This window comes from Pseudomonas mohnii (assembly GCF_900105115.1).
Taxonomy (GTDB): Bacteria; Pseudomonadota; Gammaproteobacteria; order Pseudomonadales; family Pseudomonadaceae; genus Aquipseudomonas; species Aquipseudomonas mohnii.
In genome coordinates, this window is the sequence record NZ_FNRV01000001.1 from 2,378,266 (window position 1) to 2,405,207 (window position 26,942).

Genomic DNA, 26,942 nt, shown 5'->3' on the forward strand with positions numbered 1-26,942 from the left:
CGCTACATCGAACTGCGGCAGGCTGGGGTGCAACGACGATACCGGCAGCTAGAGCTCCTGTAGGAGCGAGCCTGCTCGCGATGGACATCAACGATGACGCGGGCTGTCTGAAGGCCCGCGTTGCCCGGGCTTTCATCGCGAGCAGGGCCGCCGAGGTCACACCAAACTGACAGCGCCGTCAGTTAGCAGTCACCTTCCTGACCGTCAAACAGGTTTATAAAGGAAGTAACGACCTACCGACCACCAGCCCTGGTGCCCCACTCGCATGCGAATCCAGCAAAAACCCGCCCTGCTCGTCGCCCTCCTGATCGTCCTGGCAGCGCTGGGCCTGTGGTATGCCAACCAACCCGCCAAGACCAGACTCGCCGCCCCCACCGCCATCCCCGTACGCGTCGTCAGCGTCATCCAAAAAGACGTTCCCCGCTACGTCACCGGTATCGGCTCGGTCCTGTCCCTGCACAGCGTGGTGGTGCGCCCGCAAATCGACGGTATTCTCACCAAACTGCTGGTCAAGGAAGGCCAACTGGTGAACAAGGGCGACCTGCTGGCCACCATCGACGACCGCTCGATCCGCGCCAGCCTCGATCAGGCCAAGGCGCAACTGGGTGAGAGCCAGGCGCAACTGCAAGTGGCGCAGGTCAACCTCAAGCGCTACAAACTGCTGAGCGTCGACGACGGCGTCTCCAAACAGACCTACGACCAGCAACAGGCGCTGGTCAACCAGCTCAAGGCCACTGCCCAGGGCAACCAGGCCTCGATCGATGCGGCGCAAGTGCAACTGTCCTACACGCAGATTCGCTCCCCGGTCACCGGCCGCGTCGGGATTCGCACGGTGGACGAAGGCAACTTCCTGCGCATGGCCGACGCTCAAGGGCTGTTTACGGTGACCCAGATCGACCCGATCGCCGTGGAGTTCTCCCTGCCGCAGCAAATGCTGCCGACCCTGCAAGGCTTGATCGGCGATCCAGAGCGCGCCCAGGTGAAGGCCTACATCGGTGCCGACACCGAGGGTGAAACCGGCAACCTGCTGGGTGAAGGCCATCTGACCCTGATCGACAACCAGATCAACGCCAACACCGGGACCATTCGCGCCAAGGCTGAATTCAGTAACCCCGCGCAGAAGCTCTGGCCGGGCCTGCTGGTGACGGTAAAGATTCAGACAGCACTGGATAAAGATGCCCTGGTGGTTCCACCCACCGTCGTACAGCGTGGCCTTGACCAGCATTTCGTTTACCGGGTGAACGGCGACAAGGTCGAAACCGTTAACGTGCAGATGGTGTCCCAAGGCAGTGGCCAGGACATCATCAAAGGCGTCAAGCCGGGCGATCTGCTGGTCAGCGACGGTCAGTCGCGACTCAAACCCGGTTCGACCGTGCAGGTCCTGACTGAGCCGCCGCAAGTGGTCCAATCGGAGTCGAAACCATGAAGGGCCACGGTTCGGTCTCGGCCTGGTGCATCGATCATCCCGTCGCGACCATCCTGCTGACGTTTGCTCTGATCCTGCTCGGTGTGATCGCCTTCCCTCGACTGCCCATCGCGCCACTGCCGGAAGCAGAGTTCCCGACCATCCAGGTGGCGGCGCAATTGCCGGGCGCCAGTCCGGAAACCATGGCGTCGTCGGTGGCCACGCCACTTGAAGTGCAATTCAGCGCCATCCCCGGCGTGACCCAGATGACCTCGAGCAGTGCCCTGGGCTCGACCAACCTGACCCTGCAATTCACCCTCGATAAAAGCATCGATACCGCCGCTCAAGAGGTCCAGGCCGCGATCAACACCGCCGCCGGCAAACTGCCCAAGGACATGCCGACCCTGCCGACCTGGCGCAAGGTCAACCCGGCCGACAGCCCGGTGCTGATCCTCAGCGTCAATTCGACCCAGATGCCCGGCACTGAACTCAGCGACCTGGTGGAAACCCTGCTTTCGCGTCAGATCAGCCAGATCGACGGCGTAGGCCAAATCAACATCACCGGTCAGCAACGCCCGGCGATTCGCGTCCAGGCATCGGCCGACAAGCTCGCCGCCATCGGTCTGACGCTGGCAGACATTCGCCTGGCGATCCAGCAAACCAGCCTCAACCTGGCCAAAGGCGCCCTGTATGGCGAGTCGAGCATTTCGACGCTGTCCACCAACGACCAGTTGTTTCACCCCGAGGAATACAGCCAGCTCATCGTTTCCTACAAGGACGGTGCCCCGGTTCACCTGAAGGATGTCGCCAACGTCGTCAACGGTTCGGAAGATGCTTACGTACAGGCCTGGGCCGGGGACAAACCCGGCGTGAACCTGGTGATTTCCCGGCAACCGGGCGCCAACATCGTCGAGACCGTGGATCGCATCCAGGCCGCATTGCCCGCCCTCGAAGCCATGTTGCCGGCGTCGGTGCAGGTCAAAGTGCTGGTCGACCGCACCCAGACCATTCGCGCCTCGTTGCATGAAGTGGAGGTCACCCTGCTGATCGCCATCCTGCTGGTGGTCGCGGTGATGGCGCTGTTCCTGCGCCAATGGTCGGCGACGATGATTGTGTCGGCGGTGCTCGGGGTTTCGCTGACGGCCAGTTTTGCCCTGATGTACGTCATGGGCTTCAGCCTGAACAACCTGACGCTGGTGGCCATCGTAGTGGCCGTGGGGTTTGTGGTCGACGATGCGATCGTGGTGGTGGAGAACATTCACCGCCACCTGGAGGCTGGCGACGGCATGCGCGAAGCGGCAATCAAAGGAGCCGGCGAGATCGGTTTCACCGTGGTGTCGATCAGTTTCTCGCTGGTGGCGGCGTTCATTCCCCTGCTGTTCATGGGCGGCGTGGTCGGGCGACTGTTCAAGGAGTTCGCGTTAACCGCCACCTCAACCATCATGATTTCGGTGGTGGTGTCGCTGACATTGGCCCCGACCCTGGCCGCGCTGTTCATGCGCGCCCCCGCGCACCATGCCCACAACACACCGACCTTCGGTGATCGTTTGCTGGCCCTCTATGAAAAAGGCCTGCGCCGCGCCCTGGCGCATCAGAAATTGATGATCGGGGTGTTCGGCCTGTCCCTCGGGCTGGCGATTGCCGGGTACATTTTCATCCCCAAAGGTTTCTTCCCGGTGCAGGACACCGGCTTCGTCCTCGGCACCACCGAGGCCGCTGCGGATATCTCCTACAGCGACATGGTGAAAAAACACCTGGCGATGGCTGAAATTGTCGCGGCGGATCCGGCGGTCGCGGCCTTTTCCCACTCGGTCGGGGTGTCGGGCAGCAACCAGACCATCGCCAACGGACGCTTCTGGATTTCCCTGAAAAAACGCAGTGATCGCGATGTTTCGGCCAGTCAGTTCATCGACCGGATTCGCCCGCAACTGATGAAAGTGCCGGGCATCGTGCTGTACCTGCGCGCCGGCCAGGACATCAACCTCAGTTCCGGCCCGAGCCGCGCCCAGTACCAATACGTGCTCAAGAGCAACGATGGCGCGGTCCTGAGCACCTGGACCCAGCGCCTGACGGAAAAACTGCGTGGCAACCCGGCATTCCGCGATGTGTCCAACGACCTGCAACTGGGCGGCAGCATCACCCATATCACGATCGACCGCAGCGCGGCGGCACGTTTCGGCCTGACCGCCAGCGATGTCGACGAGGCACTTTACGACGCCTTCGGCCAGCGCCAGATCAACGAATTCCAGACCCAGATCAACCAGTACAACGTGATCCTGGAACTGGACATCAAGCAACGTGGCAAGGCGGAAAGCCTCAACTACTTCTACCTGCGCTCCCCGCTGAGCGGCGAGATGGTGCCGTTGTCGGCCCTGGCGAAATTCGATGCGCCGACCATCGGCCCGCTGTCCATCGCCCATGACGGGATGTTCCCGGCGGCCAACCTGTCGTTCAACCTGGCGCCCGGTGTGGCGTTGGGCGATGCGGTGATCATGCTCAACCAGGCCAAGCTCGACATCGGCATGCCGGTAGCCATCAGCGGCAATTTCCAGGGCGCGGCCCAGGCATTCCAGAGTTCGCTGGCCAGCCAGCCGTGGCTGATCCTGGCCGCGCTGGTGGCGGTGTACATCATTCTCGGTGTGCTCTATGAAAGCTTCGTGCATCCGCTGACGATCATCTCGACCCTGCCATCGGCAGGTCTTGGCGCGGTGATCATGCTGTGGATTTGCGGCCAGGACTTTTCGATCATGGCGCTGATCGGCCTGGTGCTGCTGATCGGTATCGTGAAGAAGAATGGCATCCTGATGATCGACTTCGCCCTCGACGCGCAGCGCAAAGGTGGCTTGCCACCGGAAGAAGCGATCTTCCAGGCCTGCATCACGCGGTTCCGGCCGATCATCATGACCACCCTCGCCGCTCTGCTCGGCGCCCTGCCGCTGATGCTCGGCTACGGCACCGGCGCCGAACTGCGCCAACCCCTGGGGATCGCGGTGGTTGGCGGTTTGCTGGTGAGCCAGGCGCTGACGCTGTTCACCACGCCGGTCATATACTTATGGCTGGAGCGTTTATTTCATAGGCACTCTCTCTCACCAGCGCCTCCGCCCACACCGGCGCTGGCAACCACAGACTGAGGCGGGGTCATGCGCGTTCTGATTATCGAAGACGAGGAAAAAACCGCAGACTATCTGCACCGCGGCCTGACGGAACAGGGTTACACCGTGGACCTGGCACGCGATGGCGTGGAAGGCCTGCACCTGGCGCTGGAAAGCGACTACGCGGTGATCGTCCTCGACGTGATGCTGCCGGGCCTCGACGGCTTCGGCGTACTGCGCGCCCTGCGTGCGCGCAAGCAAACCCCGGTGATCATGCTCACCGCCCGGGAGCGTGTCGAAGACCGGATCAAAGGCCTGCGCGACGGTGCCGATGATTACCTCGGCAAGCCGTTTTCCTTCCTTGAACTGGTGGCGCGCCTGCAAGCGCTCACCCGGCGCAGCGGTGGCCATGAACCGGTGCAAGTGAGCATCGCCGACCTGTGGATAGATTTGATCAGCCGCAAAGCCACCCGCGCCGGTACACGCCTGGACCTGACCGCCAAGGAGTTCTCGCTGCTCAGCGTGCTGGCCCGCCGGCAAGGGGAAATCCTCTCGAAAACGGCGATTGCCGAGATGGTCTGGGACATCAATTTCGACAGCGACGCCAACGTCGTCGAAGTCGCGATCAAACGCCTGCGGGCCAAGCTCGACGGGCCGTTCGAAGAGAAACTGCTGCACACCATTCGTGGCATGGGTTATGTGCTGGAGAGCCGGGGTGTCCAGTAATTCGATTGCCCTGCGCCTGAGCGGCATGTTCACGCTGGTGGCGCTATTGGTGTTCCTGCTGATCGGCTGGGCGCTGTACCAGCAGGTGGATAAAGGCTTGGGACTGTTGCCCGAGGCCGAACTGGATGCGCGCTACAGCGTGCTCGAATCCACCGTCGGCCGCTATGGCACGCCCGAGCACTGGGTAAAGATCAACAACAAGCTCAAGCTGCTCGGCGAAGAGGACAAGCGCATCAGCTTCTGGATCACCAGTGGCGATCCGCACTACGAATACGGCAACCTCACCCCGCAAATCCGCGCTTTCGCCGAAGGGCCGCTGGGCATGCGCGACCTGCAACTGCCGGATCAGCCTTATCCACTGAAAGTGCTGGTCAGTGAGTTCCCGGCCAAGGACCAACGCCCGCCACTGCGCTTCATGATCGGCATCGACACCGAAACCTTTCTCCAGACCCAACACCACTTGCTGATCGCCTTGGTCAGCCTGGCGATTATCGGGGTGCTGCTGGCGTCGGCGCTGGGTTATTGGGTGGCGCGGATCGGTCTCAAACCCTTGATCAAGCTGTCCCAGGAGGCCCAGCGTCTGGCTCCGCCATTGCGCTCGGGGCGTCTGCAGATGTCGTCATTGCCGCCGGAATTGAATCAGTTCGTCAACTCGTTCAATTCCACGCTGGAACGGGTCGAGCAGGCCTACTCGCGCCTTGAGTCATTCAATGCCGACGTCGCCCACGAACTGCGCTCGCCCCTGACCAACCTGATCGGCCAGACCCAGGTCGCCCTGACCCGCGGACGTTCGGCCGAGCATTATTTCGAGGTGCTGCAATCGAATCTCGAAGAGCTGGAGCGACTGCGTTCGATCATCAACGACATGCTGTTCCTCGCCAGCGCCGACCAAGGCAGCAAGGCGACCAAATTGACCTCCACCTCATTGGCGGACGAAGTGGCGACGACCCTGGAATACCTGGATTTCATTCTCGAGGATGCCCAGGTTCAGGTGCAGGTCAGCGGCGATGCGCAGGTGCGAATCGAGATCGCGCATCTGCGCCGGGCGTTGATCAACCTGTTGAGCAACGCCGTGCAGCACACCGCGCCCGGGCAGGTCATTCAGGTAATGATCGAGGCCGAAGAGCATCTGGTTAGCATTGGCGTGGCCAACCCCGGCTCGCCCATCGCCAGCGAGCACTTGCCGCGTTTGTTCGAGCGCTTCTACCGCGTCGATGCTTCGCGCAGCAACAGCGGCAATAACCATGGGTTGGGGTTGGCGATCGTCAAGGCGATTGCCCTGATGCATGGCGGCGATGTGTTCGTGCGCAGCGACCATGGGATGAATACCTTCGGGATTCACCTGCCTGTCTGACCCTATCCCTGTGGCGAGCGAGCTTGCTCCGGGCGGCGTTCCGACAAGCTCCTTCGCCACAAAGTCCTGTTGCCTTCAGGAACACGAACTATTGCTTAATACGCAATAGTCCTTTCTTGAATCAGGTCTGTTTCTCGGCGCTCAAGATCCTTATCTTTGCCCGCACTAAATAGCACTTGCCAAGCAAGAAGGTTTTAAAGATGTCCAACAGTATGGGTATTGCCAGCGCTTTCGTTTTGTCCTCTTTGTTCGTGTCTCCGTTCGCCATGGCTGAAGAGTCGCACGCCTTCGTCGCACAGAATTCCGCACGCGCCGCAGCGTTTGAAGAGCATCAGGGCGAAATGACCGCGAAAGCCCAGAAAGCCAACCAGGCCCCTCAAGCAGCGAGTTCCAAGACCCAGCCTGAAGCCCGGAAAGACAGCTGATTGCTGCGCGCCACACCTCTTTCCCTCGACGCTTTTCATCGGCTCTTCCCTTTGAAAAGTTGTCTTCAAAGCCGCTGCTATCAGCGGCTTTTTTTCGTCGCGTTGTTTAAACGACACGCTCGATTTCTTCTGTAAGCGACGTCTCCCACCGCAAAAACACTAACGTTCAACCTGGACCAGGGCGCTTGGCTGCGCGTGCATTTCCCATTCGGTTTCAATCCGTCATTCATTACAGTCACTGCAACGATGGCGACTATTGCCTACAGGACGATGCGCCGGCCATCGAAGGTTCGAGTTTGAATTTCAATGTTCGTCATTGTCTTTTAAGCGTCAACGAGCAAAAGGCCAGCACGTTTTGCTGGCCTTTTTTTTGTCTGGGATTTATATAGTCGCTCTGAATGTCACCGGTTTCTGAGACTCTGCCTTACTCTCGAAAAACTTCAAAATGGCCCCTTAGCAGAAGTCAGAACCATGAGTGTGAGCAGTACGCCATCTCAATCACCGACCCGGTCAATACAGTCTGAGTGGTTTCTGGTGATCAGCAGTTTGTTGCTGGTAACGGCGATATTGAGCATTGTCGCCTTCTTGCTGATCCGTGAACGCGGCAATGCACAAGAATCCGCCACGCGTGCTGCCTCCAATATCGTGCAGTTGATCGATGCAGATGTACTGCGCAACGTCGAACTCTATGATCTGACATTGCAAGGCCTGATCGCTGCATCCCGCCGCGACGACCTCAAGGCGGTTTCTCCAACCATACGTCATTTGGCCTTGTTCGACCGCTCCACTGCAGTGCCCTACAAGGGCGACATTCTGTTGCTTGATGCGCAGGCAAATGTGATCGCGGACTCCGCGTCAGTGCAGCCACGCAATGGCAATTATGCCGACCGCGAATACTTTCAATCCCACGTCAACAACCCGGACCTGGGGATGTTCATCAGCCGCCCCTTCCGCTCCCGACATGCCGGGCATGAGTGGCGCATCAGTTTCAGCCGCCGGCTCAGCGGCGAACAGGGCGAATTCCTCGGCGTCGCTGAAGCGGCAATGCGCCTGAGCTACTTCGACCAATTGTTCAGCAGCCTGAACATCGGGCGTAACAGTTCGGTGAATCTGATCAGCAAGGACGGGATTCTTCTGGCCCAGGAGCCACGTCTGATGGACGAACTGGTCGGCAAGGATTTCAGTAATCGCCCCAACTTCCAGCGCATTGTCAGAGAAGGCGATGGCAGTTTCACCGGCATCTCAAGCCTCACCCATGATGAACGCTTGTACACATTCTCCAAGGTTGGCGACTTGCCATTGATCGTCATCGTCGCGCAGTCCAGCAATGAGGTGTTTGCGTCATGGAGACGCACTGCAATCGTGGTCAGCCTGGCGACCCTTGCACTGTGCATCAGCCTGCTCTGGCTGACCTGGTTACTCTGCCGGGAACTGCGTCTGCGCCGACAGGCCGAGAAAGAACTGGCGCAACTGGCCACCACCGATGGCCTGACCGGCGTGGCCAACCGGCGGATGCTCGATCAAACCCTGCGCCACGAGTGGTTCCGCGCCCAACGTTCGGGCGAACCGTTGTCGGTGATGATGATCGACGCGGATCACTTCAAGGCATTCAATGATCGGCATGGGCATCAGGCCGGGGATCAGGCATTGCGCGAGCTGGCCAGGGTCGTCGTTTCGAACGTGCGGCGCCCGGCGGATCTGGTGGCGCGTTATGGTGGCGAAGAGTTCTCGGTGATCCTCGCCGACACCAACGTTGCCGGTGCGCGGCAGATTGCCGAGCATATTCGTGCGGCGGTGGAGCAGATGCCCAAGGTCGAGGGCGCAGAGGTGACGATGACCGTGAGCATCGGCATCAGCACCTGGACGGCTGCGAGCGAGATGACGCTGGAGCAGCTGTTGTTTGCGGCGGACAAAGCGTTGTATCAGGCCAAGGAAGGTGGGCGCAACCGGGTGGTGGCGACTGACTGATGGTGGTTTTGCTCTTCCAGGCCATGCAAAACCTGTGGGCATAAAAAAAGGCCACCCAAAGGTGGCCTTCAAAAAACTAGAGAGATTTTTTACTTACACGGCCGCAACAGGACGCATGTAAGAGATCGGTGCAGTGCTGGCGTCTTCGAAAGTCACGACTTCCCAAGCATCTGTCTGCTCAATCAACTTGCGCAGCAGCTGGTTGTTCAATGCATGCCCGGACTTGAAGCCCTTGAACTCACCAATCAGGCTATTGCCCAACAGGTAGAGGTCACCAATTGCATCGAGGATCTTGTGCTTCACGAATTCGTCTTCATAGCGAAGGCCGTCTTCGTTCAGTACACCATCCGCGTCGACCACAATAGCGTTTTCAACGCTGCCGCCGAGTGCGAGGTTGTGCTTGCGCAGGTACTCGATGTCACTCATGAAACCAAAGGTACGGGCGCGGCTGACTTCTTTTACGAACGAAGTGCTGGAAAAATCCACGCTTGCACTTTGTGTGCGGTCACGGAAAACCGGGTGATCAAAATCGATCTCGAAGCTCACCTTGAAGCCTTCGAAAGGGACGAAAGTGGCGCGCTTGTCGCCGTCTTCCACTGTCACTTCACGCAGGATACGGATGAACTTCTTGGCGGCGTCCTGTTCTTCCAGGCCAGCCGACTGAATCAGAAATACGAAGGGTCCAGCGCTACCATCCATGATCGGGACTTCGGACGCGGAGAGCTCGACGTAGGCGTTATCGATGCCCAGGCCAGCCATGGCCGAGAGCAAGTGCTCCACCGTATCCACTTTGGTGTCACCGTTGACCAAGGTGGTCGACATCGTGGTTTCACCAACGTTTTCCGCGCGGGCAGGGATCTGCACCGCAGGGTCCAGGTCGGCACGAACAAACACGATGCCGGTGTCGACAGGCGCAGGCTTGAGGGTCAGATAGACCTTCTCCCCGGAGTGCAGACCTACACCTGTGGCACGGATAATATTTTTCAGTGTGCGTTGTTTAATCATGGCTTGGGCCGCTTCAGCGCAAATTGCGAACTGGTATCAACAAAGGCTGGCGATGATAGCAGACCACGCCTTTGCTGAACACCAATCACCTTCATAGCCCTGATACATTTCATCAATCGGCCTGACGACGCAGGAATGCCGGGATATCCAGGTAGTCCAGATCATCTTGCGGATTCATCTTCGCGGCAGTCGCAGCACCGGCCTGAGCCTGGTTGCGCATGACGGTCGGACGGTCCAGGTCACGGTAGTTCACCGCTGGAGCTTCCTGACGAGCAGGGGCTTGCTGTTGTGGCTGCGAAGCCATCGAGGTGTGAACGGTATTGTCGATAACCTTCACAGGCTTCTCGATTTTTGCGCCCAGACCAGTGGCAACCACAGTCACGTGCAACTCGTCGCGCATGTCCGGATCGATAACGGTACCGACCTTGACCATTGCGTGCTCGGAAGCGAAGGCTTCGATGATGCTACCCACGTCGGAGTACTCACCCAGGGACAGGTCAGGACCGGCGGTGATGTTCACCAGGATGCCGCGTGCACCTTGCAGGTTCACGTCTTCGAGCAACGGGTTGCGAATGGCGGCTTCAGTCGCCTCACGCGCACGGTTCGGACCGCTGGCGCAGCCAGTGCCCATCATCGCCATGCCCATTTCGCTCATTACGGTACGTACGTCGGCGAAGTCGACGTTGATCATGCCCGGACGCTTGATGATGTCGGAGATACCGCGAACGGCACCGGCCAGTACATCGTCAGCCTTGGCGAAAGCCGACAGCAGGCTGGCGTCTTTACCGAGGATGGTCAGCAGCTTCTCGTTGGGAATGGTGATCAACGAGTCGACGCTTTCGGAAAGCAGACGGATGCCTTCATCGGCGATCTGCATGCGTTTGCGACCTTCGAACGGGAACGGACGGGTCACCACCGCAACGGTGAGGATCCCCATTTCCTTGGCCACTTCAGCAATGATCGGCGCAGCACCGGTACCGGTACCGCCGCCCATGCCAGTGGTGATGAACACCATGTTGGTGCCCTGCAGGACTTCGGCAATGCGCTCACGATCTTCGAGAGCGGCCTGACGACCTACTTCAGGGTTGGCGCCAGCGCCCAGACCCTTGGTCACGCCGGTACCCAGTTGAAGGATGGTCCGCGCGCCAATGCTTTTCAGCGCCTGGGCATCAGTGTTGGCGCAGATGAACTCAACGCCTTCAATGTTGCTCTTGACCATGTGATTCACGGCGTTGCCGCCGCCACCGCCAACACCGATAACTTTAATAACCGGGCTTGCGGGGATGTTGTCTACGAGTTCGAACATTTTCCCTCTCCTTTACGTTCTCTAGTTTTTCGCCTACTGCTTTTGCTGCCTGCCGCTTTACCACTTTGCTCTGCTCTTGCCGCTTGAAGCTTGTGGCTTGAAGCTGCTTTTAGAAATTGCCCTGGACCCAGCTCTTGATGCGATCGAGCAAGGCGCCTTTCGGTTCTTCGTTGCTGTAGCTGTCGCGACTGCCGATGCCCGAGAACGAAATGCCGTCGGATTGCTTCTGCAGGCCGTACATCAACAGGCCAACGCCGGTGGAATAAATCGGGTTGCGGACCACGTCATCCAGGCCTTTGACGCCATGCGGCACGCCCAGGCGCACCGGCATGTGGAAGATTTCCTCGGCCAGTTCGGTGGCGCCTTCCATTTTCGACGTACCACCGGTCAGCACGATCCCGGCCGGGATAAGGTCTTCGTAGCCACTGCGACGCAGTTCGGCCTGGATCAGCGTGAACAGTTCGTCGTAACGCGGCTCGACCACTTCGGCCAGGGCCTGACGGGACAGCTCGCGAGGTGGACGGTCGCCAACGCTTGGCACCTTGATCGTTTCACCGGCGCCAGCCAGTTTGGCCAGGGCGCAGGCGTAGCGGATCTTGATTTCTTCGGCGTACTGGGTCGGAGTGCGCAACGCCATGGCGATGTCGTTGGTCACCTGATCGCCCGCAATCGGGATCACGGCGGTATGGCGGATCGCGCCTTCGGTGAAGATGGCGATGTCGGTGGTGCCGCCGCCGATGTCGACCAGGCACACGCCCAGTTCTTTCTCGTCGTCGGTCAGTACCGAATAGGCGGAAGCCAGTTGCTCGAGAATGATGTCGTCGATTTCCAGACCGCAGCGGCGCACGCACTTTTCAATGTTCTGTGCGGCGTTGACGGCGCAGGTGACCACATGAACCTTGGCTTCCAGACGCACGCCGGACATGCCCAACGGCTCGCGGACGCCTTCCTGGTTGTCGATCACGTAATCCTGCGGCAGGGTGTGCAGCACGCGCTGGTCAGCCGGGATCGCCACGGCCTGGGCAGCGTCGAGTACGCGCTCGAGGTCCGCGGAGCTGACTTCGCGATCACGAATCGCCACGATGCCGTGGGAGTTCAGGCTGCGGATGTGATTGCCCGCTACACCGACGAACGCCGAATGAATACGGCAGCCCGCCATCAGCTGTGCTTCTTCGATCGCGCGCTGGATCGACTGCACGGTGGACTCGATGTTCACCACCACGCCTTTCTTCAGGCCACGGGACGGATGGGTACCGATCCCGACGATTTCCAGCGTGCCGTCGTCCGCAACCTCGCCTACCAGCGCCACCACCTTGGAGGTGCCGATATCGAGACCGACGATCATTTTGCCGCTTTGCACGTTTGCCATGGGTCCTGCCTCTTCTTAATTCTTCGCGACAGCGGGTTGGGCTGTCGTGGGCGCTACAGGTTCCCGCCAGCCAACAGCGAGGCCGTTGGCATAGCGCAGATCGATGCGCGCAATGTTCGTAATCTGTTCTTTGAGCGTCTTGTCATAGATGGCAATGAAGCGGCGCATCTTTTCCACCAGGTTGCCGCGTCCCAGCAACAGTTCGATACCGGGGCCCGAACTGCCGGGGCCGGTGGTCAGGAACCAGCTGCCACGTTCACGCAGCTCCAGGCGTGCAATCGAAAAGCCCAGCGGCCTGAGCATCTGGCTCAACACCTGGTATTGCTGCATCACTTGCTGTTGAGCCCGTTGTGGACCAAACAGCTGAGGCAAGTGTTCGTAGTTCGCCAACTCGCGCGGAGTGAACGCCTGACCCTGGTTGTTCAACAGCGACTCGTCGCCCCAGCGGGCCACCGGCAGTTGCTCTTCCAGGCGGATCACCACTTGATCCGGCCACACCCGCCGCACTTCGGCGTGGGCAATCCATGGCATTTGTTCCAGCTCGGTGCGCATGCTCGCCAGGTCGATGGTGAAGAAGCTCGACGCCACGTACGGGGCGATCCGCTGCTGCACGGCTTGCTGGCTGATGTAGCTCAAGTCGCCCTGCACGTTGATCTTGGTGATCGGCCGGTCGGCGTACGGCAACAAACGCTGCGCGCCTTCGTAAGTCCCGAAACCCAATGCGACCAGCAGCACCGGCCAGAACAAGGCTTTGAGAAAACCAAAATTGGCTTTCGGCAGGCGCGCGGACATCGGCTCTTTGGCCACCATTCGGCTGGCACCCCGCGGCACCGGCTTGCGGCCGGGAGCGGGTGGCTGATGTCTTAGCTGTGCGCCTTGCATGGTCTTAACCTCGCGTCGACTCTTGGTTGCCAGCCGTGTTGCCGGCAACGCTCGCAGCCAGGATGGCCAGAACCAGTTGCTGGAAATCCAGACCGGCGGCACGGGCCGCCATCGGAACCAGACTGTGATCGGTCATGCCCGGTGCAGTGTTGACCTCCAGGAACCAGAACTGCCCTTCGGCGTCCTGCATCACGTCCGCCCTGCCCCAACCGGCGATACCCAGCGCCTCACAGGCTTTCGCCGTGAGGTCCATGAGTTCCTTTTCCTTAGCGCTGTCCAGACCGCACGGAATGCGGTACTGGGTATCGTTGGCGATGTACTTGGCGTCGTAGTCGTAGAAACTGTGCGTCGTGCCCAGGGCAATCGGTGGCAACACCTGGTCACGCAGGGTGGCGATGGTGAACTCGGGACCTTGAATCCATTGCTCGACCAACACTTGCGAATCGTAGGTACTGGCCGCTTTCCAGGCGTCGATCAACTCGGACGTGGAAGTCACTTTGGCCATCCCGATACTTGAACCTTCATGGGCCGGTTTGACGATCAAAGGGAAGCCCAGTTCCGTCGCCGCCGAAATACAATCGGCCTCGCTGCTCAGTACCGCGTGACGTGGCGTCGGAATGCCCAGGCTGTGCCAGACCTGCTTGGTGCGCAGCTTGTCCATGGCCAGTGCCGAAGCAAGGATGCCACTGCCGGTGTACGGAATGCCCAGGCATTCGAGCAGGCCTTGCATGCTGCCGTCTTCACCGCCACGACCGTGGAGGATGATGAAGGCGCGATCGATTTTTTCGCTCATCAGTCGCTGCAGAAGGTCATCGCCCACGTCGAGACCGAACGCGTCCACACCCGCACTTTGCAGCGCATCGAGAACGGCGTTGCCCGACTTCAGGGACACTTCGCGCTCGGCACTCTTGCCACCGAACAGCACGGCGACCCGGCCGAAATCTTTCGGCTCGACGGTGGAGACGAGGTTGGCGTAAGCAGCAGTCATTTCAACTTCCCCTCGACCGACGCCGCGACGGCGCCAGCGAACAACTCACTCTTCAACAGTTTTGGTGCAAGGCCACCGATGTCACCGGCACCCTGGCACAACAGAATGTCGCCGGCGCGCAGCAGCGGCTTGACGATTGGCGCGAGGTCCACGCCGCGATCGATGTAGATCGGGTCGAGCTGGCCGCGCTGGCGGATGCTGTTGCACAGCTTGCGGCTGTCGGCACCCGGGATTGGCTCTTCGCCCGCCGGATAGACTTCCATCAGCAGCAGCACATTGGCGTCGGCCAGTACATTGACGAAATCGTCGTACAGATCGCGTGTGCGGCTGTAGCGGTGCGGCTGGTAAACCATCACCAGACGACGCTCCGGCCAGCCACCGCGTACCGCCTTGATGACCGCCGCGACTTCGGTCGGGTGGTGACCGTAGTCGTCCACCAGCATCACGTTGCCGCCCTCTACCGGCAGTTCGCCGTAGACCTGGAAGCGCCGGCCAACGCCCTGGAACCCGGACAGCCCCTGGACGATGGCTTCATCGCTGACACCTTCGTCGGTGGCGATGCAGATGGTGGCCAGCGCGTTCAGCACGTTGTGGTTGCCCGGCATGTTGACCGAGACATCCAGCGGCTCGCGATCGGGGCGCAGCACGGTGAAGAAAGTCTGCATGCCTTGCTGGCGCACGTTGATAGCGCGTACATCGCAGTCATCGCCGAAGCCGTAGGTGACGGTAGGACGTTTGACCAGCGGCAGGATTTCACGCACCACCGGATCGTCCAGGCACACCACCGCCAAACCGTAGAACGGCAGGTTGTGAAGGAACTCGACGAAGGTTTTCTTCAGTTTGTTGAAGTCACCGTCGTAGGTCGCCATGTGGTCCGCGTCGATGTTGGTGACCACGGCCACCAGCGGCTGCAGGTGCAGGAAACTCGCGTCGCTCTCGTCGGCTTCGGCGATCAGGTAACGGCTGGTGCCGAGCTGGGCATTGGTGCCCGCGGCATTCAAACGGCCACCGATCACGAACGTCGGGTCCAGGCCACCGGCCGCGAACACCGAAGCGATCAGGCTGGTGGTGGTGGTTTTGCCGTGAGTACCGGCGACGGCGATGCCGTGGCGATAGCGCATCAGTTCAGCCAGCATTTCTGCACGAGGCACCACTGGAATGCGGCGCTCCAGCGCGGTGGCGACTTCCGGGTTGGACGTGTTCACGGCACTCGACACCACCAGCACATCGGCGGTGGCCGCGTTTTCGGCGCGATGGCCGATGAAAATATGCGCGCCAAACGATTCCAGACGCTCAGTGACTGGCGATGCCTTCAGGTCGGAACCGGACACTTCATAGCCCAGGTTCAACAACACTTCGGCGATCCCGCACATGCCCACGCCGCCGATCCCGACGAAGTGGATGCGACGGATGCGGCGCATTTCCGGTTGTGGCATGGCTTTCTGATTCTCAACCATGGGCCACCTCCAGACAGGTATCGACCACGTTACGGGTGGCATCGGGTTTGGCCAGGCGGCGGGCCGCAGTAGCCATATCGTTGAGTCGTTGTGGTTGCATCAGGACCTCTGTCAGGCGCGCGGCAAGATCCGCTGCGCCAGTCGTTCTTTGCGGCATCAGGAAGGCTGCACCTTCACGGGCCAAATAATCGGCGTTGCGGGTCTGGTGATCGTCGATCGCGTGGGGCAAAGGCACCAGCATCGAGGGCAGACCGGCGGCGGCCAGTTCACTGATGGTCAGCGCACCTGCGCGGCACACCACCAGGTCGGCCCAGCCATAGGCTTGGGCCATGTCTTTGATAAAGGGCTGCACTTGCGCCTCGACGCCAGCCGCGCGATAACGCTCTGCAGTCACTTCATCGTGGTTTTTGCCAGCCTGATGGAACACTTCCGGTCGCAAGTCGACGGCGACTTGCGACAGGGCTTCAGGCAGCAACTTGTTCAACGGTTCTGCGCCCAGGCTTCCGCCCAGGATCAGCAAACGCGCCTTGCGACCGGCCAGGGCTGGTCGCGGTGTTTCGAGGAACAGCTCGGGGCGCACCGGGTTACCGGTGGTCCGACGGCTGCCCGACAGGGTAAAGGTGTCGGGGAAGGCTTCACAGACCCGGGCGGCCAACGGCACCAGCAACCGATTGGCGGTACCTGCCACGGCGTTCTGCTCGTGAACGATCACCGGAACACCGGCCAACTTGGCGGCAACGCCCCCGGGACCGGTCACAAAGCCGCCAAAACCGACGACACAGACCGGCCGCAACCGGCGAATGATCGCTCGTGCCTGCCAGACCGACTTGAGCAACATGAACGGCGCCTTGAGCAGCGACAACTTGCCCTTGCCGCGCAGGCCGCTGGCATTGATCCGATGCAGCTCGATGCCGGCCGCCGGGACCAGATCGTTTTCAATGCCACGCGGCGTACCGAGCCAGTGCACGGTGTAACCGCGAGACTGAAACTCACGCGCACAGGCCAGCGCCGGGAACACGTGGCCACCGGTGCCGCCGGCCATGATCAAGACGTTAGCGCCCATGGTTCGGCTCCTCGGCGAAGTCGCTCTCATGGAACTCCATCTCCTCGCTGCCCAGGTGGGTTCGACTCTCCCACTCGATGCGCAGCAACAAGCCGAGACAGGCACAGCAGATCACCAACGAACTGCCGCCATAACTGAGGAACGGCAGCGTCAGGCCTTTGGTCGGCAGCAGACCGACGTTCACGCCGATATTGATCAGGAACTGACCGATCCACAGGAACGACAAACCGTAGGCGACATAGGCCGCGAAGAACTGCTTGGCCTTCTCGGCCCACAAGCCGATGTACATACCGCGAATACAGACGAACACGAACAGCGCCACCGTGCACAACGAACCCACGGCACCCAGCTCTTCGGCCAAAACCGAGAACACGAAGTCGGTGTGGGCCTCCGGCAGGTAGAACTGTTTCTGCACGCTGTTGCCCAGGCCAACACCCAGCCATTCGCCGCGACCGAAGGCGATCAATGCCTGGGACAACTGATAACCGGCACCGAACTGGTCGGCCCACGGGTCGGCAAAGTTGGTCAGTCGCGCCATTCGATAAGGCTGCATCTGGATCAGCAACACCACCGCGCCAACGGCCAGCACGACCATCAGGGAGAAACGGAACAGCCCCACTCCGCCGAGGAACAGCATCGCCGCAGCAGCCCCCATCATCACGACAGTGGCCCCGAAGTCCGGCTCCATCAGCAACAGGCCGGCCATCGGCAACAGAACGATGAATGGCTTGAAGAAGCCCATCCAGCTTTCACGCACTTCTTTCTGGCGACGCACCAGATAACCGGCGAGGTAGATCACCACGAACACCTTGGCGATCTCGGAAGGCTGAACGTTGAAGAAGCTGAAGCCGATCCAGCGCATCGAACCGTTCACTTCACGGCCGATGCCCGGAATGATCACCATCACCAGCAAACCGAACGCGCCGATCAGCATGAGCCAGCCCAGGCGTTGCCAGGTCGCGATCGGAATCATCATGGTGACGATGCAGGCGCCAAGGCCGAGTACGACGTAGATAAGGTGGCGAATCATGTAATACAGAGCGCTGCCCGACTGCACCGCCGCCACTTCGGTCGATGCCGAGGCAATCATGATCAACCCGAGACCGAGCAATGTCAGGCAGCCGGCGAGCATCGGAAAATCGAGGTCGATTCCGCGTCCGGTGATGATCGGCGACGGGTACGGCTTGATGATGTTTCTCAGGCTCATGCCAGTTCCTCCACAGCGCGGACGAACTGGTGACCACGGTCTTCGTAGTTCTTGAACATGTCGAAACTGGCGCAGGCCGGAGACAGCAACACTGCGTCGCCCGGTTCGGCGACAGCACGGCAATGCTCGACCGCTTCGATCAGCGAACCGACACGAATCAGCGGCACGGCATCGCCGATGGCCTCACCGATCTTGTCGGAATCGCGACCCATCAGGATCACGGCGCGGCAGTTGGCCGCCACGGGATCACGCAGGTCCTTGAACTCGGCACCCTTGCCATCGCCACCGGCGATCAGCACGAGTTTACCGTCGATGTCCGCGCCCAGACCTTCAATCGCGGCCAGTGCAGCGCCGACGTTGGTGGCTTTGGAATCGTTGTAATAACTTACGCCATCGAGATCTCGGACCCATTGGCAGCGGTGCTCGAGGCCAGCGAAAGTACGCAGGCTCGACAGCATGGCATCGAAGGGCAGACCGACGGCGTGCCCCAGCGCCAAGGCCGCCAAGGCGTTGGACTGGTTATGGGCGCCCCGAATCTTGAGCTCGCGCACCGGCATCAGGTTCTGGAATTCGAAGGCCAGGTACTTCTCGCCGTTTTCCTCGCGGATACCAAAGCCCTTGAAATCGGGCTTGCCCAAACCGAAGGTCCAGCACGGCTGCCCCTCGCCCATCAGGGGACGGCTCAAGGCATCCTGACGGTTGACCACGAACTGTCTGGCACCACGGAAAATCCGGTGCTTGGCCAGGTGATAAGCCGGCAGACCGCTGTAGCGGTCCATATGGTCTTCGCTGATGTTGAGTACCGTCGCCACTTCAGCATCGAGTTGGTCGGTGGTTTCGAGCTGGAAGCTCGACAGTTCCATCACGTACAGCTCAATGTCATCGCTGAGCAGGTCCAGCGCCGGTGTGCCAAGGTTGCCGCCAACGGCGACACGCTTGCCGGCCGCTGCCGCCATCTCGCCGACCAGGGTGGTCACGGTGCTTTTCGCGTTGGAACCGCTGATGGCTACGATCGGTGCCTTCGCGTTACGCGCGAACAGCTCGATGTCGCCGGACAATTTTACGCCACGGGCGGCGGCGGCCTGCAGGGCCGGGGTCGCCAGCGCCAGGCCGGGGCTCACGTAAAGCTCGTCGGCACGGCACAGGAATTCCACGTCCAGCTCGCCACATCGCACTTCCACGTGCGGATAGTCACGCTTGAGCGTGGCCAGTTCCGGTGGATTTTCCCGCGTATCGGCCACGGCAAAGGCCACGCCCCGGTTCGCCAGGAAGCGAACCAGGGACATGCCGCTCTTGCCGAGGCCGACAACGATGCGGAAGTGGTCAGAAGCGATCAGAGACACTCGTTCTACCTCAGCTTCAGGGTGGCAAGGCCGATCAGCACGAGAATCACGGTGATGATCCAGAAACGGACGATCACGCGCGGCTCGGGCCAGCCCTTGAGTTCAAAGTGGTGGTGAATCGGCGCCATGCGGAATACACGGCGACCGGTCAGTTTAAAAGAGGCAACCTGAATGACGACTGACAGGGTTTCCATCACGAACACGCCGCCCATGATGAACAGGACGATCTCCTGACGGACGATCACGGCGATGGTGCCCAGGGCCGCGCCCAGTGCCAGCGCGCCGACGTCGCCCATGAAGACCTGGGCCGGATAGGTGTTGAACCAGAGGAAACCCAGGCCGGCACCGATCAGCGCGCCGCAAAAGACGATCAGCTCACCCGCCCCCGGTACGTAGGGAATCAGCAGGTATTCGGCGAACTTCACGTTACCCGACAGGTAGCAGAAGATCCCCAGGCCGCCGCCGACCATCACGGTCGGCATGATCGCCAGGCCGTCGAGACCATCGGTCAGGTTAACCGCGTTGCTCGATCCGACGATCACGAAGTAGGTCAGGACGATGAAGCCTGCGCCCAGCGGAATGCTGTAGTCCTTGAGCATCGGCAGGATCAGGGTGGTTTCCACCGGAGTGGCGGCAGTCATGTAAAGGAAGATCGCCGCGCCGAGACCGAATACCGATTGCCAGAAATACTTCCAGCGGCTTGGCAAGCCGCGGGAGTTCTTCTCGATCACTTTGCGGTAGTCGTCGACCCAGCCGATGGCGCCGAACAGCAACGTCACCAGCAACACCACCCAGACATAACGGTTGGTCAGGTCAGCCCACAGCAGCGTGCTGACGCCGATGGACGAAAGAATCAGTGCACCGCCCATGGTCGGCGTGCCCGATTTGGACAGGTGCGATTGCGGACCATCGTTGCGAACGGATTGACCGATCTGACGGTTCTGCAAGGTGCGGATCATCCACGGGCCATAGCACAGCGACAAAACCAGCGCGGTCAGCACACCGAGGATCCCGCGCAGGGTCAGGTACTGGAAGACCGCGAAGCCTTTGTAGAACTGTTGCAGATACTCCGCTAGCAGCAGCAGCATTAATGTTTCTCCAGACGGGTCCCGCACAAGGCGGCAACGATGTTTTCCATCGCGGCGCTGCGCGAGCCCTTGATCAAAATGGTGGTGTTTGTGTCTTGCTCTGCGTCCAGGGCCTTGATCAGTTCAGCCTGCGTGCTGAAGTGAAAGGCTTGAGGACCGAAGGCGTTGACGGCGTGGACCATCATCGGCCCGACGGCGTACAGCGCAGAAACCTTGCCACGGGCGTATTCGCCCACGTCGCGGTGCCCCTGCTCCGCCCAGTCGCCCAACTCGCCGATATCTCCGAGCACCAGAACGGTGCGACCGGAAAAGCCGGCGAGTATATCAACCGCCGCGCACATCGAGGTGGGGTTCGCGTTGTAAGTGTCATCGATCACGCGCATGCCATTGCTGGCCAGTTGCGCGACGGTCCGGCCCTTGACCGGCTGTACCGCGCCGAGGCCTGTCGCAATGCCGAACAGCGAAACGCCCAAGGCATGGGCGGCGGCCGCAGCGGCCATGGCATTGGCGACGTTATGGGTGCCGAGCAGGTTCAGTTGAACGTGCTCCACGCCTTCGGGGCTGTGCAGATTGAATGCCGGGCAGCCGCGAGCATCATGGCCAAGGTCGCTCGCATGGAAGTCTGCGTTAACGTTGCTCAGGGCAAACGTCAGCACTTTGCGACCAGCGGCGCGAGCCTTCCAGATGTCGAAAGCCTTGTCGTCCAGATTCAGAACGGCGACGCCATCGGCATCGAGCCCTTCAATAATCTCGCCCTTGGCCTCGACGATTTTTTCCGGCCCGCCGAACTCGCCGACATGGGCGGTCCCGGCATTGTTGAGAATGGCCACATGCGGCTTGGTCATGCCGACGGTGTAGGCAATTTCGCCGAGACGCGAAGCACCGAGTTCGATCACGGCAGCCGTGTGTTCCGGCGCCAGTTCCAGCAGGGTCAACGGTACGCCGAGGTCGTTGTTCAAGTTGCCACGGGTTGCCAGCACCGGACCACGGGTACGCAGGATGCTCGCGAGCATTTCCTTGACCGTGGTCTTGCCGCTGGAACCGGTGACGGCCGCGACTGGATGGGTGTAGGCCGCACGGTTGAGCGCGCCCAGTTGACCCAGCGCCTGGCGGGTATCGCTGACCACCAATTGCGGCAGCGTGCTGTGGGCGATTTCGCGCTCGACCAGTGCTGCCACCGCGCCTTTTGCCGCGACATCATTCAGATAGTCATGACCATCGAAACGCGGGCCTGTCAGCGCAATAAACAGTTGCCCCGGCTTGATCGCGCGACTGTCGATGCTGACGCCGTCGAAGCTGACATCGGCACCGACCAGGCGAGCATTCAGCGCGCCAGTCAGTTCGCTGAGTTTCAAGGCCTTAAGCATGGGCCACCTCCCACGCGGTCAAGGCATGATCAGCCTCGACCAGATCAGAGAAGGCGTGACGCTCGCCATTGATTTCCTGATAGTCCTCGTGACCTTTACCGGCCAGCACGATCACGTCATCCGCCGAGGCACTGGCAATCAGCTGGGCAATGGCCTGGCCACGACCGGCGACGAAGGTCACGTTATCCACAGCCGTGAAACCGGCGCGGATGTCATCGAAAATCACCGAAGGGTCTTCCGTGCGCGGGTTGTCATCGGTCACCAGCACACCATCGGCCAGACGCTCGACCACTTCAGCCATCAGCGGACGCTTGCCGCGATCGCGGTCGCCGCCACAGCCGAACAGGCAAAGCAGCCGTCCTTTGACATGCGGACGCAGGGCTGTCAGGACTTTTTCCAGCGCATCCGGGGTGTGGGCATAATCGACCACGACCAACGGCTGAGTGCCGCCGCCCAGGCGCTGCATGCGACCGGCCGGACCTTCGAGCTTCGGCAGAACCTTGAGAATTTCGTCCAGCGCGTAATCCAGGCCGAGCAAGGCGCCAACCGCCGCCAGCACGTTGCTCAGGTTGAAACGGCCAAGCAGCGTGCTGCGCAGGTGGTGCTCGCCTTGTGGGGTCACCAGTGTGGCGCGCACACCTTCGTCGTCGAATTGCGCTTCGCGGCAATACAGATAGGCACTGGAGTCTTCGAGGCTGTAGGTGATCAACCGCGACTCACGTTTTTCGGCCGCCAGTTGCCGGCCGAAGTCGTCATCAAGGTTAACGACCCGGCACTTCAAGTCGTTCCAGGCAAACAGCTTGGCCTTGGCGTCGCCGTAGGCCTGCATGGTGCCGTGGTAATCCAGGTGATCCCGGGACAGATTGGTCATCACGGCCACATCGAACGCCAAAGCAGTCACACGGCCCTGATCCAGACCATGGGAAGAGACTTCCATCGCCACGGCTTTGGCCCCGGCCTTTTTAAGGTCAGCCAGGGTGGCTTGCATGGCGATTGGATTCGGCGTGGTATGCAGGCCGCTTTGCAGCGCGCCGTAGAAACCGGTACCCAGGGTGCCAACGATACCGCAGTGCTGACCGAGCAGGTCCAGCGCCTGGGCAACCAGCTGAGTCACACTGGTTTTGCCGTTGGTACCGGTCACGCCGATCAGGTTCAGATGATGACTCGGCTCACCGTAAAAACGCCCGGCGATGTCCGAAAGTTGTGCCGCCAGGCCTTTGACCGGAATCAATGGCACTTCGGTGATCGGCAGCACGGTGGCGCCTTCCACTTCATAAGCCACGGCGGCAGCGCCGCGCGCCAGAGCGTCGGCGATGTGTGCACGACCGTCGAATTTGCCGCCCGGTACCGCGAGGAACAGGTCACCGGCGCGGACGTTACGACTGTCCAGCGCCAATTCACGGATCAACAGATCGTGGCCGGCGTGGGGGAAAATCTTGTTCAGACTTAATGACATCAGCCGCGCCCTCCATTGGCTTTCAGTGGAACAACCGGCGTTGCGTTCGCTTGTTGAGTGGGCGGCAGGTTGTCCGGAGTGACGTTCATCAGGCGTAGGGTGCCGGACATCACGCGACTGAACACCGGCGCCGATACCAGACCACCGAAGTAACCGGCCTTGGTTGGCTCATCGATAACAACCACGATGGCGTAACGCGGATCGCTCATCGGGCCGAAGCCGGCGAACAGCGAACGGTAGGAGTTCTCGGCATAACCTTTGGTACCCACCGATGTTTTACGCGCGGTACCCGATTTGCCGCCCACGTGATACGCCGGCACCTGAGCACGGAACACACCGCGCGGGGCTTCGATCACTTGCTGCAGCATGCCTTGCATCGTCTTCGCGACCGCTTCCGGCAACACCTGGGTCGTTTGCGGAGCCTTGTCGGTTTTGATCAGGGTCAGTGGCGCGAGACGGCCATTGTTGGCCAGTGCCGAAAACGCGTGAACCAACTGGATCGCCGTCACCGAAATACCGTAGCCGTAGGACAGCGTGGCGGTTTCGGCCTTGCGCCATTCGCGGTAGTTCGGCAGGTTGCCGACACGTTCGCCGGGGAAGCCCAGACCGGTGTCCTGACCGAGACCGACTTTCTGTGCCAGCCGGAAAATCGTCTCGCCGCCAATATCGAACGCGACCTTACTCATGCCGACGTTACTGGAATTGATCAGAATACCGGTCAGGTCGAGTACCGGACCTTCGGTCTTGGATACGTCCTTGATGGTGTACTTACCAATCTGCAAGGAGCCCGGGTACACCTCGACGGTATCGCTCGGCTTCCAGCGCCCGGTTTCGATGGCGGCGCTCATGGAGATCGCCTTCATGGTCGAACCCGGTTCGAACACGTCGATCATCGCGCGGTTGCGCATCATCGCCGGTTGCAGGTTGCGGCGGTTGTTCGGGTTGTAGGTCGGCTGGTTGACCATGGCGAGGATCTCGCCGGTCTTGACGTCCATGATCACCAGGCTACCGGCCTTCGCACCGTTCTCGATGATCGCGTTGCGCAGTTCGCGGTTGGCCAGATATTGCAGGCGCAAGTCAATGGACAACGCCAAGGGCTTTCCGGCCTTGGCGTTTTTGGTGACCTGAACATCCTTGATCAACCTGCCGCGCCGGTCCTTGATGACCTGGCGTTTGCCGGGCACTCCGGCCAGCCATTCGTCATAAGCGAGCTCGACACCTTCACGACCGTGGTCATCGATATCGGTAAAACCAACCATATGGGCGGTCACTTCACCGGCCGGATAAAAACGCCGGAACTCTTCAATGCCGTAGACACCCGGTACTTTCAGATCGAGCACTGCCTGACCTTGCTCAGGCGTCAGCCCGCGCACCAGGTAAATGAATTCTTTATTGGCTTGAGCCTCAAGACGCTCGGCCAGGGCTTTCGGGTCTTGCCCCAGGGCAGCGGCCAGCGCGGGCCACTTCTCTTTGGCCAGCTGCATTTCCTTGGCGTTGGCCCACAGGGTGGTCACCGGCGTACTGACAGCCAATGGCTCGCCGTTGCGGTCGGTGATCAGGCCGCGGTGCGCCGGGATCGGAATATGACGAACGCTGCGAGCGTCCCCCTGACCTTTGAGGAAGTCACGGTCGACAACTTGCAGATCGATGATGCGCCAGCAAATCGCAATCACCATGACGCCGAGCAAACCCAGCACCACACGGAATCGCCACGGAAAGAGTGCGCCTTCGAGTTTCATCATGGCGCCACCATCTGCACTTCGGCGGCACCGGGAATGTGCATTTTCAGTTGTTCGGTGGCCAACACTTCGATTCGGCTGTGGGCAGTCCAGGTGCTTTGCTCAAGAATCAACCGCCCCCACTCGGCCTGCGCCTTGTCGCGCACGCTCAACTCGTTGTACAGCGAGTTCAGCAGCTGACGATTCCAGTGCGCGCTATAGGACACGCCGATCGCCGACACGAGCACGCCGATAAACAGCAGCAGCATGAAAAAGCTTCCGCCGGGCAGTGGCTTGGCGAAGAGCTTGCTCACCGCAGCTTCTCCGCCACACGCATGACAGCGCTACGGGAACGTGGGTTGGCCTTGAGCTCGGCATCGGAGGCCGTCTGCGCTTTGCCATGGATTTTGATTTTCGGTTCGAAAGCGACATGCCGAACCGGCAGGTTGCGCGGCAGGTTATCGGCTTCGCCTTTCACCAGTTTGCGCATGAACAGTTTGACGATGCGATCTTCCAGCGAGTGGAAGCTGATCACGACCAGACGACCGCCCACTTCCAGGCAGTCCATTGCGGCTTCGAGGCCAGCTTCCAGATCACCCAGTTCGTTATTGACGTGAATACGCAAACCCTGAAAGGCGCGGGTTGCCGGGTTCTTGCCCTTTTCCCACGCCGGGTTGGCGACTTTGAGGACTTCGGCCAGGTCAGCCGTACGCTCGAAAGGCTTGATATCGCGACGCTCGGCCACGGCACGGGCCATGCGACCGGAGAAACGCTCTTCGCCATATTCCTTGAACACGCGGGCAATTTCTTCCACCGGCGCGGTATTGACGAATTCGGCGGCGCTGATCCCGCGGGACGGGTCCATGCGCATGTCCAGCGGACCGTCGTTGAGGAAACTGAAGCCACGCTCAGGATCGTCAAGCTGTGGCGAAGACACGCCCAGATCGAGCAAAACACCGCTGACCTTGCCGTGCAAACCGCGATCCGCGACTTCCGAACCGAGCTCGGCAAAGCTGCGCTGCACAACGACAAAGCGGCCGTCTTCGGCCGCTAGCGTCTGCCCGGTGGCAATCGCCTGTGGATCTTTATCGAATCCAAGCAACCGACCATCGGGACCGAGCTGACTGAGGATCAACCGGCTGTGCCCGCCGCGCCCGAACGTACCGTCCAGATAGCAGCCATCAGGACGTACGGCGAGAGCCTCTACGGCTTCGTCAAGCAGTACGGTGATGTGGTTAAAGCCGCTATCTATAGTCACAGGATCAAATCACGCAGTTCGTCAGGCATCGCGCCCGGTTCTTGAATAGCAGCCAGATCAGCGGCAGAAACCGCATCCCAGGCATCCTCATCCCACAATTGGAACTTGTTCAACTGGCCTACCAACATCGCGCGTTTATCCAACTTGGCATATTCACGAAGACGCGGCGGAACCAGAAATCGACCACTGCCATCGAGCTCGAGGTCGACGGCATTACCAATCAGTAAACGTTGCAGGCGGCGGTTCTCTTCGCGTAGCGAAGGCAGTGCGCGCAGTTTGGTTTCAATGATTTCCCACTCGTCGAGGGGGTAAACACACAAGCACGGATCAACGGCATCAATTGTGACGATTAACTGACCGGAACTACGCGAAACAAGCTCGTCACGGTACCGGCTCGGCATGGCGAGACGGCCCTTTGCATCGAGACTGATAGCGTTGGCTCCGCGAAACACGTCAGCGTTTCTC

At 60.5% G+C, this 26,942-nt stretch carries 22 protein-coding genes; 6 read left to right on the forward strand and 16 right to left on the reverse strand.

Translation table 11 applies throughout. The features are described 5' to 3' along the window. Positions 1-265: 265 nt before the first annotated feature. The 6 genes from BLV61_RS11120 to BLV61_RS11145 all read left to right on the forward strand — a co-directional run bounded on the left by BLV61_RS11120 (position 266) and on the right by BLV61_RS11145 (position 8,970). Positions 266-1,426 carry an efflux RND transporter periplasmic adaptor subunit gene (locus BLV61_RS11120; RefSeq protein WP_090464925.1) on the forward strand — a complete coding sequence of 387 codons (1,161 nt, stop codon included), beginning with the start codon at positions 266-268 and terminating at the stop codon, positions 1,424-1,426. Continuing rightward, on the forward strand, positions 1,423-4,536 hold the full coding sequence (locus BLV61_RS11125; protein WP_090464928.1) for a multidrug efflux RND transporter permease subunit: 3,114 nt from the start codon (positions 1,423-1,425) through the stop codon (positions 4,534-4,536). Before BLV61_RS11120 ends, BLV61_RS11125 begins: the two co-directional genes overlap by 4 nt. Before the next feature lie 9 nt (positions 4,537-4,545). Further along, a complete protein-coding gene (locus BLV61_RS11130) occupies positions 4,546-5,223 on the forward strand; it encodes a heavy metal response regulator transcription factor (protein WP_033056445.1) in 678 nt (225 codons plus the stop codon). Then, entirely contained in the window at positions 5,213-6,577 is a 1,365-nt protein-coding gene (locus tag BLV61_RS11135) for a heavy metal sensor histidine kinase (protein WP_047532930.1), read from the forward strand. Before BLV61_RS11130 ends, BLV61_RS11135 begins: the two co-directional genes overlap by 11 nt. Before the next feature lie 200 nt (positions 6,578-6,777). Further along, positions 6,778-7,002, forward strand: coding sequence for a hypothetical protein (locus BLV61_RS11140; protein ID WP_047532933.1), 225 nt, complete (start codon positions 6,778-6,780; stop codon positions 7,000-7,002). 471 nt (positions 7,003-7,473) lie between these two features. Beyond that, positions 7,474-8,970: a sensor domain-containing diguanylate cyclase gene (locus BLV61_RS11145; protein ID WP_090464931.1), complete on the forward strand. Its 1,497-nt coding sequence runs from the start codon at positions 7,474-7,476 to the stop codon at positions 8,968-8,970. A gap of 93 nt (positions 8,971-9,063) precedes the next feature. Here BLV61_RS11145 and lpxC read toward each other — a convergent pair whose 3' ends face one another. From lpxC to mraZ, 16 genes are all read right to left on the reverse strand, one after another. Beyond that, positions 9,064-9,975 carry a UDP-3-O-acyl-N-acetylglucosamine deacetylase gene (gene lpxC, locus BLV61_RS11150; RefSeq protein WP_034149517.1) on the reverse strand — a complete coding sequence of 304 codons (912 nt, stop codon included), beginning with the start codon at positions 9,973-9,975 and terminating at the stop codon, positions 9,064-9,066. 112 nt (positions 9,976-10,087) lie between these two features. Beyond that, positions 10,088-11,281, reverse strand: coding sequence for a cell division protein FtsZ (gene ftsZ / locus BLV61_RS11155; RefSeq protein WP_047532942.1), 1,194 nt, complete (start codon positions 11,279-11,281; stop codon positions 10,088-10,090). A 109-nt stretch (positions 11,282-11,390) separates the two neighbouring features. Beyond that, positions 11,391-12,650: a cell division protein FtsA gene (gene ftsA / locus BLV61_RS11160; protein ID WP_047532946.1), complete on the reverse strand. Its 1,260-nt coding sequence runs from the start codon at positions 12,648-12,650 to the stop codon at positions 11,391-11,393. A gap of 15 nt (positions 12,651-12,665) precedes the next feature. Then, entirely contained in the window at positions 12,666-13,532 is an 867-nt protein-coding gene (locus BLV61_RS11165) for a cell division protein FtsQ/DivIB (RefSeq protein WP_047532949.1), read from the reverse strand. Between the two features lie 4 nt (positions 13,533-13,536). Next, complete coding sequence (locus BLV61_RS11170; RefSeq protein WP_047532952.1) at positions 13,537-14,520, reverse strand: D-alanine--D-alanine ligase; 984 nt, start codon at positions 14,518-14,520, stop codon at positions 13,537-13,539. Beyond that, positions 14,517-15,977, reverse strand: coding sequence for a UDP-N-acetylmuramate--L-alanine ligase (gene murC, locus BLV61_RS11175; protein ID WP_047532955.1), 1,461 nt, complete (start codon positions 15,975-15,977; stop codon positions 14,517-14,519). The genes BLV61_RS11170 and murC overlap by 4 nt, the downstream gene beginning before the upstream one ends. Continuing rightward, positions 15,970-17,040 carry an undecaprenyldiphospho-muramoylpentapeptide beta-N-acetylglucosaminyltransferase gene (gene murG / locus BLV61_RS11180; RefSeq protein WP_090464934.1) on the reverse strand — a complete coding sequence of 357 codons (1,071 nt, stop codon included), beginning with the start codon at positions 17,038-17,040 and terminating at the stop codon, positions 15,970-15,972. The genes murC and murG overlap by 8 nt, the downstream gene beginning before the upstream one ends. Next, positions 17,030-18,247, reverse strand: coding sequence for a putative lipid II flippase FtsW (ftsW, locus tag BLV61_RS11185; protein WP_047532961.1), 1,218 nt, complete (start codon positions 18,245-18,247; stop codon positions 17,030-17,032). The genes murG and ftsW overlap by 11 nt, the downstream gene beginning before the upstream one ends. Beyond that, complete coding sequence (murD, locus tag BLV61_RS11190) at positions 18,244-19,590, reverse strand: UDP-N-acetylmuramoyl-L-alanine--D-glutamate ligase (protein ID WP_090464936.1); 1,347 nt, start codon at positions 19,588-19,590, stop codon at positions 18,244-18,246. The genes ftsW and murD overlap by 4 nt, the downstream gene beginning before the upstream one ends. Positions 19,591-19,595: 5 nt before the next feature. Then, the gene (mraY, locus tag BLV61_RS11195; RefSeq protein WP_008016698.1) at positions 19,596-20,678 is read right to left on the reverse strand and encodes a phospho-N-acetylmuramoyl-pentapeptide-transferase; all 1,083 of its coding nucleotides are present in this window, start codon (positions 20,676-20,678) and stop codon (positions 19,596-19,598) included. Beyond that, positions 20,678-22,045, reverse strand: coding sequence for a UDP-N-acetylmuramoyl-tripeptide--D-alanyl-D-alanine ligase (locus BLV61_RS11200; protein WP_047532971.1), 1,368 nt, complete (start codon positions 22,043-22,045; stop codon positions 20,678-20,680). Before BLV61_RS11200 ends, mraY begins: the two co-directional genes overlap by 1 nt. Next, positions 22,038-23,501: a UDP-N-acetylmuramoyl-L-alanyl-D-glutamate--2,6-diaminopimelate ligase gene (locus BLV61_RS11205; protein ID WP_090464939.1), complete on the reverse strand. Its 1,464-nt coding sequence runs from the start codon at positions 23,499-23,501 to the stop codon at positions 22,038-22,040. The genes BLV61_RS11200 and BLV61_RS11205 overlap by 8 nt, the downstream gene beginning before the upstream one ends. Beyond that, on the reverse strand, positions 23,501-25,240 hold the full coding sequence (locus BLV61_RS11210) for a peptidoglycan D,D-transpeptidase FtsI family protein (protein ID WP_177329359.1): 1,740 nt from the start codon (positions 25,238-25,240) through the stop codon (positions 23,501-23,503). The genes BLV61_RS11205 and BLV61_RS11210 overlap by 1 nt, the downstream gene beginning before the upstream one ends. Beyond that, positions 25,240-25,533, reverse strand: a complete 294-nt coding sequence (gene ftsL / locus BLV61_RS11215; protein ID WP_047532978.1) for a cell division protein FtsL — start codon at positions 25,531-25,533, stop codon at positions 25,240-25,242. The genes BLV61_RS11210 and ftsL overlap by 1 nt, the downstream gene beginning before the upstream one ends. Beyond that, positions 25,530-26,477 (reverse strand): 16S rRNA (cytosine(1402)-N(4))-methyltransferase RsmH, encoded by a 948-nt coding sequence (gene rsmH, locus BLV61_RS11220; protein WP_167361792.1) that lies wholly within the window; start codon positions 26,475-26,477, stop codon positions 25,530-25,532. Before rsmH ends, ftsL begins: the two co-directional genes overlap by 4 nt. Next, on the reverse strand, positions 26,474-26,929 hold the full coding sequence (mraZ, locus tag BLV61_RS11225) for a division/cell wall cluster transcriptional repressor MraZ (RefSeq protein ID WP_047532982.1): 456 nt from the start codon (positions 26,927-26,929) through the stop codon (positions 26,474-26,476). The genes rsmH and mraZ overlap by 4 nt, the downstream gene beginning before the upstream one ends. Positions 26,930-26,942: the final 13 nt, after the last annotated feature.

Excerpts from the sequence above, each read along its gene's own strand:
- BLV61_RS11140 (WP_047532933.1), top strand. The coding sequence starts at position 6,778 with ATGTCCAACAGTATGGGTATTGCCAGCGCTTTCGTTTTGTCCTCTTTG.
- ftsW (WP_047532961.1), bottom strand. The coding sequence starts at position 18,247 with ATGAGCCTGAGAAACATCATCAAGCCGTACCCGTCGCCGATCATCACC.
- BLV61_RS11210 (WP_177329359.1), bottom strand. The coding sequence starts at position 25,240 with ATGAAACTCGAAGGCGCACTCTTTCCGTGGCGATTCCGTGTGGTGCTG.
- mraY (WP_008016698.1), bottom strand. The coding sequence starts at position 20,678 with ATGCTGCTGCTGCTAGCGGAGTATCTGCAACAGTTCTACAAAGGCTTC.
- murC (WP_047532955.1), bottom strand. The coding sequence starts at position 15,977 with ATGGTTGAGAATCAGAAAGCCATGCCACAACCGGAAATGCGCCGCATC.
- BLV61_RS11145 (WP_090464931.1), top strand. The coding sequence starts at position 7,474 with ATGAGTGTGAGCAGTACGCCATCTCAATCACCGACCCGGTCAATACAG.
- murG (WP_090464934.1), bottom strand. The coding sequence starts at position 17,040 with ATGGGCGCTAACGTCTTGATCATGGCCGGCGGCACCGGTGGCCACGTG.
- BLV61_RS11205 (WP_090464939.1), bottom strand. The coding sequence starts at position 23,501 with ATGTCATTAAGTCTGAACAAGATTTTCCCCCACGCCGGCCACGATCTG.
- BLV61_RS11200 (WP_047532971.1), bottom strand. The coding sequence starts at position 22,045 with ATGCTTAAGGCCTTGAAACTCAGCGAACTGACTGGCGCGCTGAATGCT.
- BLV61_RS11125 (WP_090464928.1), top strand. The coding sequence starts at position 1,423 with ATGAAGGGCCACGGTTCGGTCTCGGCCTGGTGCATCGATCATCCCGTC.
- BLV61_RS11170 (WP_047532952.1), bottom strand. The coding sequence starts at position 14,520 with ATGACTGCTGCTTACGCCAACCTCGTCTCCACCGTCGAGCCGAAAGAT.
- lpxC (WP_034149517.1), bottom strand. The coding sequence starts at position 9,975 with ATGATTAAACAACGCACACTGAAAAATATTATCCGTGCCACAGGTGTA.
- BLV61_RS11120 (WP_090464925.1), top strand. The coding sequence starts at position 266 with ATGCGAATCCAGCAAAAACCCGCCCTGCTCGTCGCCCTCCTGATCGTC.
- ftsZ (WP_047532942.1), bottom strand. The coding sequence starts at position 11,281 with ATGTTCGAACTCGTAGACAACATCCCCGCAAGCCCGGTTATTAAAGTT.
- BLV61_RS11130 (WP_033056445.1), top strand. The coding sequence starts at position 4,546 with ATGCGCGTTCTGATTATCGAAGACGAGGAAAAAACCGCAGACTATCTG.
- ftsA (WP_047532946.1), bottom strand. The coding sequence starts at position 12,650 with ATGGCAAACGTGCAAAGCGGCAAAATGATCGTCGGTCTCGATATCGGC.
- BLV61_RS11165 (WP_047532949.1), bottom strand. The coding sequence starts at position 13,532 with ATGCAAGGCGCACAGCTAAGACATCAGCCACCCGCTCCCGGCCGCAAG.